Raw genomic sequence first — 17145 nt, forward strand, 5'->3', positions numbered from 1 at the left:
GGCAAGCAATGAGTCAGCAATACAAGGTTCTGGTCGTCGACGATGATTTGAAATTACGTTCCCTGCTGGAGCGTTATCTGACCGAACAGGGATTCGTTGTTCGGGGCGTCGCCAATGGCGAACAGGCTGACCGCCTGCTGACCCGTGAAAACTTCAGCCTGATGGTACTTGATCTGATGCTGCCGGGGGAGGATGGGCTTTCTATCTGTCGTCGCCTTCGTGAAGCCGGCAACCAGATCCCGGTGCTCATGCTGACCGCCAAGGGCGATGAGGTGGACCGCATCGTCGGGCTCGAGATGGGGGCTGATGACTATCTGCCCAAGCCATTCAACCCCCGTGAGCTGCTGGCGCGGATCCGTGCCGTGCTGCGCCGGCATACCGTCGAACTGCCTGGCGCGCCTTCGACCGCCGAGAAGATGGTGACCTTCGGCAGCTATCAGCTCAACCTGGCGACCCGGGAGCTCAGCCGTGATGGGGAGCCCGTGGCCCTGACCAGCGGTGAATTTGCGGTGCTCAAGGTGCTGGTCAGCCACCCTCGTGAGCCCCTCTCCCGCGACAAGTTGATGAATCTGGCCAGAGGGCGCGAGTACACGGCGACCGAGCGCAGCATAGACGTGCAGGTATCCCGCTTGCGCCGCCTGCTGGAGCAGGACCCGGCCCAGCCTCGTTATCTGCAGACAGTCTGGGGCCTGGGTTACGTCTTCGTGCCGGACGGTGATGGCGAATGAAAAAAGTGGGCAGCATGTTCTCTCGCATGCTCTGGTTTTTGGCCGCCGTGCTGGTGGTCTATCAGTTTGTCTCCTATGTCACCTTCTACAACTATCTGCTGGCGCCCACCGTCAAGCAGATCAGCCACCTGCTGGCCAATCAGGTCAAGCTCATCTTCCCGGTCGAAAGCAATCAGCTGGCGCTGAGCGAGGATGCCGAAGCGCTGGTTTATGTCGCGACCGGCAGTGACCTCTACACCCAGACGGAGGCCGAACAGCATGGGCTCAACGACTCCAAGCCATATACCTATCTGGAAGAGAGCATCAGTCGTGAACTGGGTGGCAAGACCAAGGTGCGGGTCGAGATCCAGGATCACTACATCATCTGGATCCAGCCGCCGCAGGCCAACCAGGTGTGGGTGCGTATCCCGCTGACCGAGATCGAAGATGACGATATCGAGCCGCTGATCCTCTACATGAGCGTGCTGCTGGTGGTCACTCTGTTTGCTGCCTGGCGTTTTGCCCGCCAGCTGGTGCGTCCGCTGGAGGATCTGGAGGCCGGCGCCGTAGCCGTGGCGCGCGGCAACTTTCCCGATGCGCTGGGGGAACAGGGGTCGCGGGAGGTACGCCGACTGACCCGGACCTTCAATCATATGTCGAGCTCCATCAAACGCTTGATTGAGGAGCGCAATCTGATGATGGCCGGGGTCTCTCATGACTTGCGCACACCGCTGACCCGCATCCGGCTGGCGACCGAAATGATGTCGTCCGGGGATGAGTGTCTCAAGGAGAGCATCAACGCGGACATCGACGAGTCCAACGGCATCATAGATCAGTTCATCGACTATATCCGGCCGGACGAGGGACTGGATACCCAGCAGATCGATCTGACTCAGCTGATCCACGACGTACTGCTGATGCAGACCGATCAGGGATTGGAGGTTGACCTCGAATTGCCGGAAGAGGCGGTGAGAGTGGCCTGCAATCCCATCAGTATTCGCCGTATTCTCAACAACCTGTCAGGCAACTCGCTGCGCTACGGCGCGAGCAGGTTGCACGCCGAGCTCAAAGATGATGGTCACTGGGTGCGGCTGCGGCTGTCGGACAATGGTCCCGGCATCCCCGAGCAGGATTATTACCGGGTGCTCAAGCCCTTCACTCAGGGCAACGAGGCTCGCACCGGCAGTGGCAGCGGCCTGGGATTGGCCATCGTCGCCAAGATCGTCTCCCAGCATCACGGCACCATCCGGCTGGGACGGGCCGAACTGGGGGGCTTGTTGGTCGAGGTCCGGCTTCCCAAGAACCAGCCACTGGAGTGGATGGATTGAGAAAAGGGCGTATCCGTGGATACGCCCTTTTGCATTATCAGGCTTGCGGCTCTGCTCCCTTGCGGTAGCGCTTGCCATATTTCATCTGCTGGATAAGCAAGGCGGCGACGATCAGCCCCAGCCCTATGGGGGTTGCCGGGTGTATGGTCTCGCCGATCAACAGGTTGAGCAGCACCAGGGAGGCAAACGGCGAGATGAAGATGAGGTTGCTTATAGGGGCCGTGTTGGTGGCATGGCGCAAAGCCATCAGCCAGAGCACGAAACCGAAGCCCATCTCGAACAGGCCCACATAGATGGCGCCGACCCAGCCTTGCCAGGCTGTCATGGCGAAATCGGAGAGCAGCCAGGTCGCCGCGACAATGAAAGGAAGGCTGATGATAAAGCCGAGCAATAGGCTGACGATGGGGTCGCCCTGATTGCGGGTGTTGAGGATCCAGTAACTGGCCCAGATAAGCGTCGATACCAGCGCCAGCGCGACCCCGAGCGGGCTGTCGAATTGCAGGCCGAACACATCCCCCTTGGTGGCGATCACCAGGGCACCGAAGTAGCCCAGCACTATGGCCACTCCATCGCGGCGGCGCAGTTTCTGGCCGAGAAAGGGGACTGCCAGCAGACTGAGGGTGATGGCCCAGGTGTAGTTGAGAGTCTGTGCCTGCTGGGCGGGCAGCAGATCATAGGCCTTGAACAGCAGCAGGTAATAGAGGAAGGGGTTCAACACACCCAGGGTCAGGTAATAGAAAGGGCGGGCCTTGATGTAACTCCGTAGCAGCGGCAGTTTACCCTGTTTGGCGACTATCGCCGTCAGCGTGAGGGTCGAGGTGAAGGCGGCTACAAGCAGCAATTGCACCGGTTCAAAGTAGGCGAGGGAGATCTTGAACGCGGTGGCGACTGTCGACCAGAGGGCAACGGCGCAGAGTCCATACTGATAGGCTTTTTTTTGATCTTTGAGCATTGGATGTCGTTCCACTGACAGAGGCAGGCGCACAGTCTACCAGCCTGTTTGTAACATTGTCGTTACCCCGAGTTGCCAAGGGGATGAGGTGTCGCCGGCGAGATCCATCTGTCACATAAAACTGCGCACAATCTGTTCGCCCTCCCTTGCGCAAATTTGAAAAATCCGTATAATCCCCTCCGCTTACCCATGAGGTAAGCCAGACGATATGTCTGCTGCTGAGTTGTTCGTTTACGGATGACCAGCCATACAGTCCTCCCGATATGGGGGGAAACGTGAAAAATCACACCTCTGGCGGGAGTAATCTCGGTCGGGCGGTGTTGGTTTGTGTTCTTTTATCTATTGGAGCTCTGTCAATGCAGAACCAAAGAATCCGTATTCGCCTGAAGGCTTTTGATCATCGCCTGATTGATCAATCCACAGCGGAAATCGTTGAAACTGCAAAGCGCACCGGCGCGCAGGTTCGCGGTCCTATCCCGCTGCCGACTCGCAAAGAGCGCTTCACCGTCCTGATCTCCCCGCACGTCAACAAAGATGCGCGTGATCAGTACGAGATCCGCACTCACAAGCGTCTGGTAGACATCGTTGAACCGACTGACAAGACCGTAGACGCCCTGATGCGTCTGGATCTGGCAGCTGGTGTAGACGTCCAGATCAGCCTGGGTTAATTACGGAAAGAGGTTGATAACAATGACAATCGGTCTTGTAGGTCGCAAAGTGGGTATGACTCGCATCTTCACTGAAGATGGCGTTTCTATCCCGGTGACTGTTATCGAAGTTGAAGCTAACCGTGTAACTCAGGTCAAATCTGTAGAAACCGACGGCTACAACGCTATTCAGGTTACCACTGGCGCCAAAAAAGCCAGCCGTGTGACCAAGCCGGAAGCTGGCCACTTTGCCAAAGCTGGTGTAGAAGCCGGTCGCGGTCTGTGGGAATTCCGCTTGAACAACGGTGAAACTTTCACTGTTGGTAGCGAGCTGAAAGTAGATCTTCTCGCTGACGTTAAGATGGTAGACGTTACCGGCACATCCAAGGGTAAAGGTTTTGCGGGCACTGTAAAGCGCCACAACTTCCGCACCCAGGATATGACCCACGGTAACTCCTTGTCTCACCGCGCTCCGGGTTCTATCGGTCAGAACCAGACTCCGGGTCGTGTATTCAAGGGCAAAAAGATGGCTGGTCACATGGGTGCTGAGCGTGTAACGACTCAGAACCTGGAACTGGTTCGTGTTGACGCTGAACGTAACCTGCTGCTCATCAAAGGTGCAGTCCCAGGTGCAACCAACGGCAACGTGATCGTCAAACCTGCCGTCAAAGCGTAACGTCTGAGGAGATAGTAATGGAATTGGTAATGAAAGACGCCAAGAGCGCTCTTGAAGTTTCCGAGACTACCTTCGGGCGCGAATTCAACGAAGCTCTGGTTCACCAGGTCGTCGTTGCATATGCCGCAGGTGCCCGTCAGGGTACTCGTGCGCAGCTGACTCGCTCTGAAGTGTCTGGTGGCGGCAAAAAGCCGTGGCGTCAGAAGGGTACTGGTCGTGCCCGTGCTGGCTCCATCCGTTCGCCCATTTGGCGTTCCGGTGGTGTGACTTTTGCTGCTAAGCCGCAAGATCACAGCCAAAAAGTAAACAAGAAGATGTACCGCGGTGCTATCCGTAGCATCCTGTCCGAACTGGTACGTCAAGAGCGCCTGATCGTTGTCGAGAAATTCGGCATCGAAGCGCCGAAGACCAAAGAACTGATCGCCAAGCTGAAAGAGATGGAACTGACTGACGTTCTGATCGTGACAGCTGAAGTCGATGAGAACCTGTTCCTGGCTGCTCGCAACCTGTACAAAGTTGACGTGCGTGACGTTGCCGGTATCGACCCGGTCAGCCTGATCGCTTTCGACAAGGTTCTGATGACTGCTGAAGCAGTTAAGCAAATCGAGGAGATGCTGGCATGATCCGCGAAGAGCGTCTGTTGAAAGTTCTGAAGGCTCCGCATATCTCTGAAAAGAGCACCATGGTCGCCGAGAAGCAGAACACTATCGTGTTCAAAATTGCTGTCGACGCCACCAAGGCGGAAGTCAAAGCTGCAGTTGCGAAACTGTTCGAGGTCGAAGTTGAGACCGTCCGTACCCTGAACATGAAGGGTAAAACCAAGCGCTCAGGTGCACGCGTAGGCCGTCGTTCCGATTGGAAAAAGGCTTATGTGACCCTGAAAGCTGGTCAGGACATCGACTTCATGGGCGCAGCCGAGTAAGAGGAGTTCTGAAAAATGGCAATCGTTAAGTGCAAGCCTACTTCTCCAGGCCGCCGCCACGTCGTTAAGATCGTCAATCAAGAGCTGTACAAGGGTAAGCCCTTTGCCGCTCTGCTGGACAGCAAGAGCAAGTCCGGTGGTCGTAACAACAACGGTCGTATCACTACCCGTCATATCGGTGGTGGTCACAAGCAGCATTACCGTATCGTCGACTTCAAACGTGACAAAGACGGTATCCCGGCCAAAGTAGAGCGCCTGGAATACGATCCTAACCGTACCGCTAACATCGCTCTGGTGTTGTATGCAGACGGTGAGCGTCGTTACATCCTGGCTCCGAAAGGCCTGAAAGCTGGTGACGCTATCGCTTCTGGTGCTGATGCCGCAATCAAGGTAGGTAACACCCTGCCGATGCGCAACATCCCGGTCGGTTCGACTGTTCACGCCGTTGAGATGAAACCTGGTAAAGGTGCCCAGCTGGCTCGTTCCGCTGGTACTTTCATCCAGATCCTGGCTCGTGAAGGTAACTATGTAACTCTGCGTCTGCGTTCCGGCGAAGTACGTAAAGTTCTGGCCGAGTGCCGCGCCACCATCGGTGAGGTCGGTAACTCCGAGCACATGTTGCGTCAACTGGGTAAAGCCGGTGCCAACCGCTGGCGTGGTATTCGTCCGACCGTTCGCGGTATGGCGATGAACCCGGTCGACCACCCGCACGGTGGTGGTGAGGGTCGTAACAAGGGCATGCAGCCTGTGTCCCCATGGGGCCAGAAGGCTAAAGGCTTCAAGACCCGCAAGAACAAGCGTACCGACAAGTACATCGTACGTCGTCGTAACAAGTAATTGTTAACATAGAGGAATCACCATGCCACGTTCTCTCAAGAAGGGTCCATTTATTGACCTGCACTTGCTGAAGAAGGTAGAGAAAGCGGTGGAAAGCGGGGATAAAAAGCCGGTTAAAACCTGGTCCCGTCGTTCAATGATCATCCCGAACATGATCGGTTTGACCATCGCTGTCCATAATGGTCGTCAGCACGTTCCGGTTTTCGTTACCGAAGAAATGATCGGTCACAAACTGGGTGAATTCGCACCGACTCGTACTTATCGCGGCCATGCTGCTGATAAGAAGGCTAAGAAGCGCTAAGGGATAAATGATGGAAGCTATCGCTAAACACCGTTATGCCCGTACTTCTGCCCAGAAAGCTCGTCTGGTAGCCGATCAAGTACGTGGTCTGTCCGTAGACAAGGCTCTGAATATCCTGACCTTCAGCCCGAAAAAGGCTGCAGTGCTGGTTAAGAAAGTGCTGGAATCTGCCATTGCAAACGCTGAGCACAACGAAGGCGCTGATATCGATGCGCTGCGTGTTGCTACTATCATGGTCGACGAAGGTCCCTCCATGAAGCGCATCCGTCCGCGTGCCAAAGGTCGTGCGGATCGTATCCTCAAGCGTACCGCTCACATCACTGTAGTGGTATCCGACGCTAAGGCTGGGAGATAAGCAATGGGTCAGAAAGTACATCCTAATGGCATTCGCCTGGGTATTACCAAGCCTTGGAATTCTACCTGGTTCGCGAACACCAAAGACTTCGCTGACAACCTGTACAGCGATTTTCAAGTACGCCAGTTCCTGACCAAGGAACTGAAAAATGCGTCCTTGTCCAAGATCACCATCGAGCGTCCGGCCAAGAGCATCCGTGTGACCATTCACACCGCTCGTCCGGGTGTTGTGATCGGTAAGAAAGGCGAAGACGTTGAGAAACTGCGCAAAGCTGTCGCCGTGATTACCGGCGTGCCTGCTCAGATCAACATTTCCGAAGTCCGTAAGCCGGAGCTGGATGGCAAGCTTGTTGCTGACAGCATCACTTCCCAACTGGAACGTCGCGTAATGTTCCGTCGTGCTATGAAGCGCGCCGTACAGAACGCAATGCGCCTGGGTGCCAAGGGCATCAAAGTGGAAGTGTCTGGTCGTCTGGGCGGTGCTGAAATCGCGCGTACCGAATGGTACCGTGAAGGTCGTGTGCCGTTGCACACCCTGCGTGCCGACATCGACTACGCAACTTCTGAAGCCCACACCACTTACGGTGTGATCGGCGTTAAGGTTTGGATCTTCAAGGGCGAAGTTCTGGGTGGTCTGGCTGCAGTCAATGCTGCCGCTGCTCAAGAGCAAGCTCCTGCAAAGCCCAAGCGCGATAACAAACGCCGCGGTAAGTAAGGAGATTCGGTAAATGTTGCAACCAAAGCGTACTAAATTCCGCAAGACCCATAAGGGTCGCAACCGCGGTCTGGCCAACACTGGTAACGAAGTATCCTTCGGTACCTTTGGCCTGAAGGCGACATCTCGTGGTCAACTGACTGCTCGTCAAATCGAAGCAGCCCGTCGTGCCATGACCCGTCACGTTAAGCGTCAAGGCAAGATCTGGATCCGTGTGTTCCCGGACAAGCCCATCACCGAAAAGCCTCTCGAAGTTCGTATGGGTAAAGGTAAGGGCAACGTGGAATATTGGGTCTGCCCGATCCAGCCTGGCAAGGTTCTGTACGAGATGGACGGTGTACCTGAGGCTCTGGCGCGTGAAGCGTTTGCCCTGGCCGCAGCTAAGCTGTCTGTTCAGACCACTTTCGTAATTAAGACGGTGATGTGATGAAAGCCCAAGATCTGCGTCAAAAGAGCGTCGATGAACTGAACCAGGAGCTGCTGGGCCTGCTGCGTGAGCAATTCAACATGCGCATGCAAGCGTCCACTGGCCAGCTGGCTCAGACTCACACTCTGAAACAAGTGCGTCGTGACGTCGCACGTATCAAGACTGTACTGACTGAGAAGGCAGGTGCGTAATGACTGACAAGATCCGTACTCTGCAAGGTCGTGTAATCAGCGACAAGATGGAAAAATCCATCACTGTTGCTATCGAGCGCAAGGTAAAGCACCCGATCTACGGTAAGATCATCAAGCGCACTACCAAGCTGCACGTACATGATGAAAACAACGAGTGTAAAGCTGGCGATCTCGTGGAAATCCGCGAATGCCGCCCGCTGTCCAAGACCAAGTCCTGGACCCTGGTTGCGATCTTAGAAAAGGCCTAATCGGTACTTTGTAGTCCAAACGGCCCCTTAGCGGGGCCGTTTGTTTTTTAGGCTACCTTTTCTCAAAATCATGTGTTATAGTTTCGCGCCTTTTGAAGGCAGCCAGATCCCGAAAGGGATAAGAAGTAAACAAAGCGGAGCACTAAAATGATCCAGATGCAAAGTATGCTGGGTGTGGCCGACAACTCCGGCGCTCGCAGTGTAATGTGTATTAAGGTTCTGGGTGGCTCGCACCGCCGTTATGCCGGCATCGGCGACATCATCAAAGTTTCCATCAAGGAAGCCATTCCTCGCGGTAAAGTGAAGAAAGGTGATGTATATAACGCGGTGGTCGTACGCACCCGTAAAGGCGTTCGTCGTCCGGACGGCTCAGTCATCCGTTTCGACAACAATGCGGCTGTGTTGCTTAACAACAACCAACAGCCAATCGGTACTCGTATTTTTGGCCCGGTGACCCGTGAACTCCGTAATGAGAAGTTCATGAAGATTGTGTCCCTGGCACCCGAAGTACTGTAAGGAGTCGAACGATGGCAGCTAAAATCCGTCGCGAAGACGAAGTGATTGTTCTTACCGGCAAAGACAAGGGCAAGCGTGGCAAAGTCACTCAAGTCCTGGTAACCGAAGGTAAGGTTCTCGTTGAAGGCATCAATCTGGTGAAGAAGCATCAAAAGCCGGTACCCGCACTGGGTCAGGCTGGCGGCATCATCAGCAAAGAAGCCCCAATGGACGTTTCTAACGTAGCGCTGTTCAACTCTGCCGCTGGCAAGGCTGATCGCGTTGGTTTCCGGATTGAAGACGGCAAAAAAGTTCGTTTCTTCAAATCCACCGGCGAACTTGTGAAGTAATTGGAGTTTAACGATGGCGAAACTGCATGATTACTACAAATCCGATGTAGTAAATGAACTGGCCAAACAGTTCGGTTACAAGACTATCATGCAAGTCCCTCGGATCGAGAAAATCACCCTGAACATGGGTGTTGGTGAAGCGATCTCTGACAAAAAGCTGTTGGAAAATGCCGCTGCCGATATGGCTGCCATTTCCGGTCAGAAGCCGCTGATCACCAAAGCTCGCAAATCTGTTGCGGGCTTCAAGATTCGTGAAGGCTACCCGATAGGTTGTAAAGTAACCCTGCGTGGCGAGCGTATGTGGGAGTTCCTGGAACGGCTGATTTGCATCTCCGTACCGCGTATCCGTGACTTCCGTGGCCTGAACGCTAAAGCGTTCGACGGTCGTGGTAACTACTCCATGGGCGTGCGTGAGCAAATCATCTTCCCGGAAATCGACTATGACAAAGTCGATCGCGTCCGTGGTCTGGATATCACCATCACCACTTCCGCGAATACCGATGAAGAAGGCCGTGCTCTGCTGGCTGCCTTTAACTTCCCATTCCGCAAGTAAGGTTAGGGTTATGGCTAAAACATCCATGAAAGCACGTGAAGCAAAGCGTGCGAAGCTGGTAGCCAAGTTCGCCACTAAGCGAACCGAGCTGAAAGCTATCATCGTTGATATGAACGCTTCTGAAGAAGCGCGTTGGGATGCTGTACTGCAACTGCAACAGCTGCCCCGTGATTCCAGTCCGTCCCGCCAGCGTAACCGTTGCAATATTACTGGTCGTCCGCACGGTTTCCTGCGTAAGTTTGGTCTGTCTCGCATCAAGGTGCGTGAGCATGCCATGAAGGGCGAAATTCCGGGCCTGAAGAAGGCTTCTTGGTAACGAATCTCGGGAGTTAGACTTATGAGCATGCAAGATCCGATCGCGGATATGCTGACCCGCATCCGTAACGGTCAGGCGGCGAGCAAAGTTGCGGTTTCCATGCCTTCTTCCAAGCTGAAAGTGGCTATCGCCAAAGTGCTGAAAGAAGAAGGTTACATTGCTGGCTACTCCGTAGCTGGTGATGTGAAGCCGGAACTGGAAATTGAACTGAAATATTTCCAGGGCAAGCCAGTTGTAGAACTGATCCAACGCGTGAGCCGTCCCGGCCTGCGTATTTACAAGCGCACTACTGATCTGCCGAAAGTTATGGGCGGTCTCGGTGTTGCTATCGTGTCCACGTCTAAAGGTGTGATGACCGACCGTGCTGCCCGCAAGGCAAGCATGGGTGGTGAGATCATCTGCTACGTCGCTTAATAGGAGGTCGGAAATGTCTCGCGTTGCTAAGGCACCCGTCACTATTCCTGCTGGCGTAGAGGTGACTCTGAACGGTCAGGAACTGTCCATCAAAGGTGGTAAAGGTTCTCTGGTTCGTTCCATCCACGCCGGTGTAGAAGTGACCAAAGAAGACAATGTACTGAAGTTCGCCCCGCGCGACGGCATCGCTGGTGCTGACGCTCAGGCCGGTACTGCACGTGCATTGGCTAACAACATGGTAATCGGTGTTACCCAAGGCTTCGAGCGTAAGCTGCAGCTGGTTGGTGTAGGTTATAAAGCCTCCATCAAGGGCAATGCTGTCGCGCTGGCCCTGGGCTTCTCTCACCCGGTAGAGCATGCGCTGCCGGCTGGTGTCACCGCTGAATGCCCGACCGCTACAGAGATCGTTCTGCGTGGTGTGGACAAGCAGCTGGTTGGCCAGGTCGCCGCCGATATCCGTTCTTACCGCGCTCCGGAGCCCTACAAGGGCAAGGGTGTACGCTATGCCAACGAGCAAGTGCGTACTAAAGAAGCTAAGAAGAAGTAAGGTAACACTATGGACAAGAAAGCAGCTCGTCTCCGTCGTGCTACTCGTGCTCGGAAGAAGATGCAGGAACTGGGAGCTACCCGTCTGGTTGTTCACCGTACCCCGCGTCATATCTACGCGCAGGTTATCGCAGCCAACGGTTCCGAAGTTCTGGCCTCTGCTTCTACAGTAGAGAAAGCCATCAGTGAAGCTCTTAAATACTCCGGTAATGCTGATGCAGCTACCGCAGTAGGTAAAGCAATCGCTGAGCGTGCTATTGCCAAAGGCGTTCAGAACGTATCTTTCGATCGTTCCGGTTTCAAGTATCACGGTCGTGTAGCCGCTCTGGCTACCGCTGCTCGTGACGCTGGTCTTCAGTTCTAAGCTAGGAGTCGAAGATGGCTAAAGTCGAATCTCAAGCCGGCGAACTGCAAGAAAAGCTGATTGCAGTAAACCGTGTTTCGAAAACTGTTAAAGGTGGTCGTATCATGTCCTTCACCGCGTTGACCGTGGTGGGTGATGGTAACGGCCGTGTAGGTTACGGTTACGGTAAGGCCCGTGAAGTTCCGGCCGCTATTCAAAAAGCGATGGAACAGGCTAAGCGTAACCTGAGCAAGGTTGAACTGAACAATGGCACTCTGCACCACCCGGTGCGCGGTGTTCACTCCGGTTCCTCCGTGTTCATGAAGCCGGCCTCACAAGGTACTGGTATCATTGCAGGCGGCGCCATGCGTGCTGTTCTGGAAGTTGCTGGTATTCACAACGTGCTGGCTAAGACCTACGGTTCCACCAACCCAATCAACGTTGTTCGCGCAACTGTAGACGCTCTGGTACAGGGTCAATCCCCGGCCCAGATCGCTGCCAAGCGTGGTCTGCGCGTTGAAGAAATTCTGGGGTAATGCGACATGGCTAACACTGTAAAAGTAACTCAAACTCGCAGCTCTATCGGCCGTCTGCCAAAGCACAAGGCGACTCTGCGTGGTCTGGGTCTGCGTCGCATTGGTCACACCGTTGAGCTGGAAGATACTCCCTGCGTACGCGGTATGATCAACCAGGTTTATTACATGGTTAAGGTGGAGGGCTAAGCATGCGTCTGAATACTCTGTCTCCGGCCGCTGGTTCCAAGCCTGAAAAACAACGTCGTGGTCGTGGTATCGGCTCCGGCTTGGGCAAGACTGGTGGTCGTGGTGTGAAAGGTCAAACCTCTCGTTCCGGTGGCGGTAAAGTCCGCGCTGGTTTCGAAGGCGGCCAGATGCCTTTGAAAATCCGTCTGCCGAAGTTCGGTTTCTTCTCTCGCAAATCTTTGGTTTCTGCCGAAGTGCGTCTGAACGAAATCGCCATGGTAGAAGGTGATGTGGTCGATTTGAGCACTCTGAAGCAAGCCGGTGTTGTTACCAAGAACATCGTTTTCGCTAAAGTTGTTCTGTCTGGCAACATTGACCGTGCTGTGACCGTTCGTGGTGTGTCCGTCACCAAAGGTGCACGTGCAGCCATCGAGGCCGCTGGCGGTAAAATCGAGGAATAATCAGTACAATGGCTAAGAAACCAGGATTGGATGTTAAAGCACAGGGTGGTCTGAGTGAATTGAAGAGCCGTCTGCTCTTCGTTCTCGGGGCGATTATCGTTTTCCGTGCAGGCTCTTATGTGCCGATTCCTGGTATTGACGCCGCCGTACTGGCCGAGTTGTTCCAACAACAGAAGGGCACCATCATTGAGATGTTCAACATGTTCAGTGGTGGTGCACTCTCGCGTGCTTCTATTCTTGCGCTGGGGATCATGCCGTATATTTCGGCATCGATCATTATCCAGCTGCTGACTGTGGTTCACCCCGCTCTTGCTGAACTCAAGAAAGAAGGTGAATCTGGCCGTCGCAAGATTAGCCAATATACCCGTTGGGGCACGCTGGTTTTGGGAACTTTCCAGGCCATTGGTATTGCAACCGGTCTGCCGAATATGATGCAAGGACTCGTGACACATCCGGGTTTGGGCTTCTATTTCACGGCCGTTGTGAGTCTGGTCACCGGTACCATGTTCTTGATGTGGTTGGGTGAGCAGATTACCGAGCGTGGGATCGGTAATGGTATCTCGTTGATTATTTTCACGGGTATCGTTGCTGGTTTGCCGCATGCCATTGGTGCTACGGCCGAACAGGCACGTCAAGGGGAATTGCACATCCTGCTGTTGTTGTTGCTGGGCTTGATTGTTTTCGCAGTGACTTACTTTGTGGTGTTCGTGGAACGTGGTCAGCGTCGTATCGTCGTTAACTACGCCAAGCGTCAACAAGGCCGCCAGGTATTCGCAGCGCAAAGCACACACTTGCCATTGAAAGTGAATATGGCCGGTGTGATTCCTGCGATTTTCGCATCCAGCATCATCCTCTTCCCAGGAACCATCACCTCTTGGTTTGGTCAGGGTGAGGGCAAGGTCGCTGATATCCTGCAACAGGTCTCTATGGTCCTGCAGCCGGGTCAGCCCTTGTATGAGATGCTCTATGCAGCAGCCATTATCTTCTTCTGTTTCTTCTATACCGCGCTGGTGTTCAACCCCCGCGAGACAGCAGACAACTTGAAGAAGAGTGGAGCCTTTATCCCGGGGATCCGCCCGGGCGAGCAGACAGCACGTTACATCGATAAGGTTATGACTCGCCTGACATTGGCAGGTGCGCTCTATATAACCTTTATCTGTCTGGTACCCCAGTTCTTGATGACTGCTTGGAACGTACAGTTCTACTTCGGTGGCACCTCGCTGCTGATTATCGTGGTAGTTATCATGGACTTCATGGCTCAGGTACAAACCCATATGATGTCTCATCAATATGGCGACGTCCTGAGGAAGGCCAACCTGAAGGGCTACGGCCGCTAAAGGTCGGCGTAGTTACGGAGTTAAGCAATGAAAGTTCGTGCTTCCGTTAAGGCAATCTGCCGTAACTGCAAAATCATCAAGCGTCACGGTGTGGTGCGTGTGATTTGCAGCGAGCCAAAGCATAAACAGCGCCAAGGCTAATTTTTTACGGTTAGTACTTGCAACAAATAGTTGTGCTGGCTAATATAGCCAGCCAACTTTTGTTGTGTATTGGTTGACCGCCACGTATCCGCTCACGGGCTTTGTGGTGGTCGTAATCTACTATATGTAGGAGTGAATAGTGGCCCGTATCGCTGGCATTAACATTCCTGACCATAAGCATGCAGTCATTGCTTTGACTGCGATTTATGGCGTCGGTCGTACCCGCTCCAAGGCCATCTGTGCCGCAGCCGGTATCGCTGAGAATGTGAAAATTAAAGACCTGGACGAAGCTCAGATCGAGAGTCTGCGTGAACAAGTAGGTAAATTCACCGTTGAAGGTGACCTGCGTCGTCAGATATCCATGAACATCAAGCGATTGATGGATCTGGGTTGCTACCGTGGTTTGCGTCACCGTCGTAGCCTGCCTGTTCGTGGTCAACGTACCAAGACCAACGCTCGTACCCGTAAGGGTCCGCGCAAGGCTATCAAGAAGTAACGGGAAGGTAGAAAATGGCTAAAACTCCGACTCGTGCTCGCAAGCGCGTTAAAAAGCAAGTGAGCGACGGTATTGCGCACGTTCATGCATCTTTCAACAACACAATCGTGACCATTACTGACCGTCAGGGCAATGCTCTGTCATGGGCTACCTCCGGTGGTTCAGGTTTCCGTGGTTCCCGTAAGTCCACTCCGTTTGCTGCCCAGGTAGCTGCTGAGCGTGCTGGTGAGATCGCCAAAGAATACGGCGTGAAGAACCTGGAAGTCATGGTCAAAGGTCCGGGTCCCGGTCGTGAGTCTTCCATCCGCGCTCTGAACGCGGCTGGTTTCCGCATCACTAATATTACTGATGTGACTCCGATCCCGCACAACGGTTGTCGTCCTCCCAAGAAGCGCCGCGTATAACGCTGTTGCAACTTGGTCTAGGATTGTTGGAGAAAGAAGATGGCAAGATATATCGGTCCTAAGCTTAAGCTTAGCCGTCGTGAGGGCACCGACCTCTTCCTGAAGTCTGGTGTTCGTGCGATTGATTCTAAGTGCAAGATTGACACCGCCCCTGGTCAGCACGGTGCGCGTAAAGCGCGTCTGTCCGACTACGGTGTTCAGCTGCGCGAGAAACAAAAAGTTCGTCGTATCTACGGCGTATTGGAAAAACAGTTCCGCAACTACTACCGCGACGCTGCCCGTCAAAAGGGTAACACCGGTGAGAACCTGTTGCAGCTGCTGGAAGGTCGTTTGGACAACGTTGTTTACCGTATGGGCTTCGGCGCTACCCGTGCTGAATCTCGTCAGCTGGTGAGCCATAAGGCCATCATGGTAAATGGTCGCGTTGTGAATATTCCTTCTTTCCAGGTTTCCCCTGAGGACGTGGTCTGCGTTCGTGAGAAGGCTAAGAAGCAAGCGCGTATCAAAGCATCCCTCGAGGTTGCTGGTCAGCGTGAGAAGCCGACTTGGGTAGAGGTTGACACCGCTAAAATGGAAGGTGCTTTCAAGCGTCTGCCAGAGCGTTCCGACCTGTCTGCCGACATTAACGAACAGCTGATCGTCGAGCTTTACTCCAAGTAAAGCTAGCTTCTAAAGAGAGGACACAATGCTGGGTTCTGTAACAGATTTTCTTAAACCGCGGCTAGTTGACATCGAGCAAGTTAGCCCGACTCATGCGAAAGTGACTCTTGAGCCACTTGAGCGTGGTTTTGGTCACACGCTGGGTAATGCCCTGCGTCGTATTTTGCTGTCATCTATGCCCGGTTGTGCAGTTACTGAAGTCGAAATTGACGGGGTACTGCATGAGTACAGCAGCAAAGAAGGTGTGCAGGAAGACATTCTTGAAATTCTGCTCAACCTGAAAGGTATCGCTGTGAAGCTGGAAGGCAAGGACGAGGTAACTCTGTCCCTGACCAAGTCTGGAACAGGCCCCGTTACCGCTGGTGATATCACTCACGGTGATGAAGTCGAGATCGTAAACCCGGAGCACGTAATCTGCCACCTGACCGGTGCCAATGCTGAAATCAGCATGCGCCTGAAAGTTCAGCGCGGTCGTGGTTATGTGCCTGCTTCTGCTCGTGTTCACAACGATGATGAAGAGCGTCCGATTGGTCGCCTGCTGCTGGACTCCGCGTTCAGCCCCATCGTTCGTATTGCCTACAATGTTGAGGCAGCACGTGTGGAACAGCGTACCGACTTGGACAAGCTGGTCATCGACATGGAGACCAATGGTACTCTGGATCCTGAAGAAGCCATCCGTCGTTCTGCCACTATTCTGGCCGAGCAACTGGAAGCCTTCGTGGATCTGCGCGATGTCAGCGTGCCCGAGAAGAAAGAAGAGAAACCCGAGTTTGATCCGATTCTGCTACGTCCTGTCGATGATTTGGAGCTGACAGTTCGTTCTGCGAACTGTCTGAAGGCAGAAGCTATCCACTATATTGGTGATCTGGTACAGCGTACCGAAGTTGAGTTGCTTAAAACTCCTAACCTCGGTAAGAAGTCCCTGACTGAGATCAAGGATGTGTTGGCCTCCCGTGGTCTGTCTCTTGGCATGCGCCTTGAGAACTGGCCGCCCGCCAGCATCGCTGACGAGTAATCCAGATTACGGGTTTCACAGATTTAGTTAGAAGGATAAGGTCATGCGCCATCGTTTGAGTGGTCGTCAACTGAACCGGAACAGCAGCCATCGTCAGGCTATGTTCCGCAACATGGCCAGCTCCCTGGTTCGTCATGAGATCATCAAGACGACTCTGCCTAAGGCAAAAGAGCTGCGTCGTGTAGTTGAACCGCTGATCACCCTTGCCAAGACTGATAGCGTTGCTAATCGTCGTCTGGCATTTGCCCGCACTCGCGATAACGCGATCGTGGCTAAGCTGTTCAATGAACTGGGCCCGCGCTACCTGGAGCGTGCCGGCGGTTATACTCGCATTCTGAAATGCGGTTTCCGTGCTGGCGACAACGCCCCTATGGCTTACATTGAGCTGGTAGACCGCCCGGCCGCTGCTGAAGCAGCTGCTGAGTGATAAAGAAAAAGCCGGGCTTGTCCCGGCTTTTCTTTTAATGAATCCTGATACTGCCTCAACTGCCTCAACTGCCTCAACTGCCTCAACTGCCTCAACTGCCTCAACTGCCTCAACTGCCTCAACTGCCTCAACTGCCTCAACTGCCTCAACTGCCTCAACTGCCTCAACTGCCTCAACTGCC

Annotated in this window: 31 protein-coding genes; 30 read left to right on the forward strand and 1 reads right to left on the reverse strand. The window is 54.0% G+C overall.

What is annotated here, in order from left to right:
* Positions 1-8: 8 nt before the first annotated feature.
* The gene (ompR, locus tag AACX78_RS01140) at positions 9-728 is read left to right on the forward strand and encodes an osmolarity response regulator transcription factor OmpR (RefSeq protein ID WP_005319762.1); all 720 of its coding nucleotides are present in this window, start codon (positions 9-11) and stop codon (positions 726-728) included.
* The gene (gene envZ / locus AACX78_RS01145) at positions 725-2035 is read left to right on the forward strand and encodes a two-component system sensor histidine kinase EnvZ (RefSeq protein ID WP_201302743.1); all 1311 of its coding nucleotides are present in this window, start codon (positions 725-727) and stop codon (positions 2033-2035) included. The genes ompR and envZ overlap by 4 nt, the downstream gene beginning before the upstream one ends.
* A 37-nt stretch (positions 2036-2072) precedes the next feature.
* On the opposite strand, the gene AACX78_RS01150 is transcribed toward envZ, so the two are convergent.
* Positions 2073-2987, reverse strand: a complete 915-nt coding sequence (locus AACX78_RS01150) for a DMT family transporter (RefSeq protein ID WP_159165159.1) — start codon at positions 2985-2987, stop codon at positions 2073-2075.
* A gap of 356 nt (positions 2988-3343) precedes the next feature.
* Between AACX78_RS01150 and rpsJ the strand changes: the two genes are divergently transcribed.
* From rpsJ to rplQ, 28 genes are all read left to right on the forward strand, one after another.
* Positions 3344-3655, forward strand: a complete 312-nt coding sequence (gene rpsJ / locus AACX78_RS01155) for a 30S ribosomal protein S10 (RefSeq protein WP_005307944.1) — start codon at positions 3344-3346, stop codon at positions 3653-3655.
* Between the two features lie 22 nt (positions 3656-3677).
* Complete coding sequence (gene rplC, locus AACX78_RS01160) at positions 3678-4310, forward strand: 50S ribosomal protein L3 (protein ID WP_005319753.1); 633 nt, start codon at positions 3678-3680, stop codon at positions 4308-4310.
* A 17-nt stretch (positions 4311-4327) separates the two neighbouring features.
* Positions 4328-4933, forward strand: a complete 606-nt coding sequence (rplD, locus tag AACX78_RS01165; RefSeq protein WP_005319750.1) for a 50S ribosomal protein L4 — start codon at positions 4328-4330, stop codon at positions 4931-4933.
* Positions 4930-5232, forward strand: coding sequence for a 50S ribosomal protein L23 (rplW, locus tag AACX78_RS01170; protein ID WP_005319747.1), 303 nt, complete (start codon positions 4930-4932; stop codon positions 5230-5232). Before rplD ends, rplW begins: the two co-directional genes overlap by 4 nt.
* A gap of 15 nt (positions 5233-5247) precedes the next feature.
* The gene (rplB, locus tag AACX78_RS01175) at positions 5248-6069 is read left to right on the forward strand and encodes a 50S ribosomal protein L2 (protein ID WP_005319743.1); all 822 of its coding nucleotides are present in this window, start codon (positions 5248-5250) and stop codon (positions 6067-6069) included.
* Positions 6070-6091: 22 nt separating this feature from the next.
* Entirely contained in the window at positions 6092-6370 is a 279-nt protein-coding gene (gene rpsS / locus AACX78_RS01180) for a 30S ribosomal protein S19 (RefSeq protein ID WP_005307960.1), read from the forward strand.
* A gap of 10 nt (positions 6371-6380) precedes the next feature.
* A complete protein-coding gene (rplV, locus tag AACX78_RS01185) occupies positions 6381-6725 on the forward strand; it encodes a 50S ribosomal protein L22 (protein WP_005319741.1) in 345 nt (114 codons plus the stop codon).
* A 3-nt stretch (positions 6726-6728) separates the two neighbouring features.
* Entirely contained in the window at positions 6729-7439 is a 711-nt protein-coding gene (gene rpsC, locus AACX78_RS01190) for a 30S ribosomal protein S3 (RefSeq protein WP_005319740.1), read from the forward strand.
* Positions 7440-7452: 13 nt separating this feature from the next.
* Positions 7453-7866 (forward strand): 50S ribosomal protein L16, encoded by a 414-nt coding sequence (gene rplP, locus AACX78_RS01195; protein ID WP_005319737.1) that lies wholly within the window; start codon positions 7453-7455, stop codon positions 7864-7866.
* Positions 7866-8057, forward strand: coding sequence for a 50S ribosomal protein L29 (rpmC, locus tag AACX78_RS01200; protein WP_005319733.1), 192 nt, complete (start codon positions 7866-7868; stop codon positions 8055-8057). The genes rplP and rpmC overlap by 1 nt, the downstream gene beginning before the upstream one ends.
* Positions 8057-8305 (forward strand): 30S ribosomal protein S17, encoded by a 249-nt coding sequence (gene rpsQ / locus AACX78_RS01205; RefSeq protein WP_005319730.1) that lies wholly within the window; start codon positions 8057-8059, stop codon positions 8303-8305. Before rpmC ends, rpsQ begins: the two co-directional genes overlap by 1 nt.
* A 147-nt stretch (positions 8306-8452) precedes the next feature.
* On the forward strand, positions 8453-8821 hold the full coding sequence (rplN, locus tag AACX78_RS01210) for a 50S ribosomal protein L14 (RefSeq protein ID WP_005307975.1): 369 nt from the start codon (positions 8453-8455) through the stop codon (positions 8819-8821).
* Positions 8822-8832: 11 nt separating this feature from the next.
* The gene (gene rplX / locus AACX78_RS01215; protein WP_005319727.1) at positions 8833-9150 is read left to right on the forward strand and encodes a 50S ribosomal protein L24; all 318 of its coding nucleotides are present in this window, start codon (positions 8833-8835) and stop codon (positions 9148-9150) included.
* 13 nt (positions 9151-9163) lie between these two features.
* Positions 9164-9703, forward strand: a complete 540-nt coding sequence (gene rplE, locus AACX78_RS01220) for a 50S ribosomal protein L5 (protein WP_005319725.1) — start codon at positions 9164-9166, stop codon at positions 9701-9703.
* Positions 9704-9713: 10 nt separating this feature from the next.
* Positions 9714-10019 carry a 30S ribosomal protein S14 gene (gene rpsN, locus AACX78_RS01225; protein WP_005319722.1) on the forward strand — a complete coding sequence of 102 codons (306 nt, stop codon included), beginning with the start codon at positions 9714-9716 and terminating at the stop codon, positions 10017-10019.
* Positions 10020-10040: 21 nt separating this feature from the next.
* The gene (gene rpsH / locus AACX78_RS01230; RefSeq protein WP_005307980.1) at positions 10041-10433 is read left to right on the forward strand and encodes a 30S ribosomal protein S8; all 393 of its coding nucleotides are present in this window, start codon (positions 10041-10043) and stop codon (positions 10431-10433) included.
* A gap of 13 nt (positions 10434-10446) precedes the next feature.
* Entirely contained in the window at positions 10447-10980 is a 534-nt protein-coding gene (rplF, locus tag AACX78_RS01235; RefSeq protein WP_005319720.1) for a 50S ribosomal protein L6, read from the forward strand.
* Positions 10981-10989: 9 nt separating this feature from the next.
* Positions 10990-11343, forward strand: coding sequence for a 50S ribosomal protein L18 (gene rplR / locus AACX78_RS01240; protein WP_005319717.1), 354 nt, complete (start codon positions 10990-10992; stop codon positions 11341-11343).
* Between the two features lie 14 nt (positions 11344-11357).
* Positions 11358-11858 (forward strand): 30S ribosomal protein S5, encoded by a 501-nt coding sequence (gene rpsE / locus AACX78_RS01245; protein ID WP_005319713.1) that lies wholly within the window; start codon positions 11358-11360, stop codon positions 11856-11858.
* Positions 11859-11864: 6 nt separating this feature from the next.
* Positions 11865-12044 (forward strand): 50S ribosomal protein L30, encoded by a 180-nt coding sequence (rpmD, locus tag AACX78_RS01250; protein WP_005307985.1) that lies wholly within the window; start codon positions 11865-11867, stop codon positions 12042-12044.
* 2 nt (positions 12045-12046) lie between these two features.
* On the forward strand, positions 12047-12484 hold the full coding sequence (gene rplO, locus AACX78_RS01255; RefSeq protein ID WP_005319708.1) for a 50S ribosomal protein L15: 438 nt from the start codon (positions 12047-12049) through the stop codon (positions 12482-12484).
* A gap of 8 nt (positions 12485-12492) precedes the next feature.
* On the forward strand, positions 12493-13821 hold the full coding sequence (secY, locus tag AACX78_RS01260; RefSeq protein WP_005307989.1) for a preprotein translocase subunit SecY: 1329 nt from the start codon (positions 12493-12495) through the stop codon (positions 13819-13821).
* A 27-nt stretch (positions 13822-13848) separates the two neighbouring features.
* Positions 13849-13962: a 50S ribosomal protein L36 gene (rpmJ, locus tag AACX78_RS01265; RefSeq protein WP_005319705.1), complete on the forward strand. Its 114-nt coding sequence runs from the start codon at positions 13849-13851 to the stop codon at positions 13960-13962.
* Between the two features lie 139 nt (positions 13963-14101).
* Complete coding sequence (rpsM, locus tag AACX78_RS01270; protein WP_005307991.1) at positions 14102-14458, forward strand: 30S ribosomal protein S13; 357 nt, start codon at positions 14102-14104, stop codon at positions 14456-14458.
* Between the two features lie 14 nt (positions 14459-14472).
* The gene (gene rpsK / locus AACX78_RS01275) at positions 14473-14862 is read left to right on the forward strand and encodes a 30S ribosomal protein S11 (RefSeq protein WP_005319702.1); all 390 of its coding nucleotides are present in this window, start codon (positions 14473-14475) and stop codon (positions 14860-14862) included.
* A gap of 39 nt (positions 14863-14901) precedes the next feature.
* Positions 14902-15522, forward strand: a complete 621-nt coding sequence (rpsD, locus tag AACX78_RS01280; protein ID WP_005319700.1) for a 30S ribosomal protein S4 — start codon at positions 14902-14904, stop codon at positions 15520-15522.
* Between the two features lie 25 nt (positions 15523-15547).
* Complete coding sequence (locus AACX78_RS01285) at positions 15548-16537, forward strand: DNA-directed RNA polymerase subunit alpha (RefSeq protein ID WP_005307997.1); 990 nt, start codon at positions 15548-15550, stop codon at positions 16535-16537.
* A gap of 43 nt (positions 16538-16580) precedes the next feature.
* Complete coding sequence (rplQ, locus tag AACX78_RS01290) at positions 16581-16964, forward strand: 50S ribosomal protein L17 (RefSeq protein WP_005307999.1); 384 nt, start codon at positions 16581-16583, stop codon at positions 16962-16964.
* Positions 16965-17145: the final 181 nt, after the last annotated feature.

Source organism: Aeromonas sp. 9A (assembly GCF_963900955.1).
GTDB lineage: Bacteria > Pseudomonadota > Gammaproteobacteria > Enterobacterales > Aeromonadaceae > Aeromonas > Aeromonas salmonicida.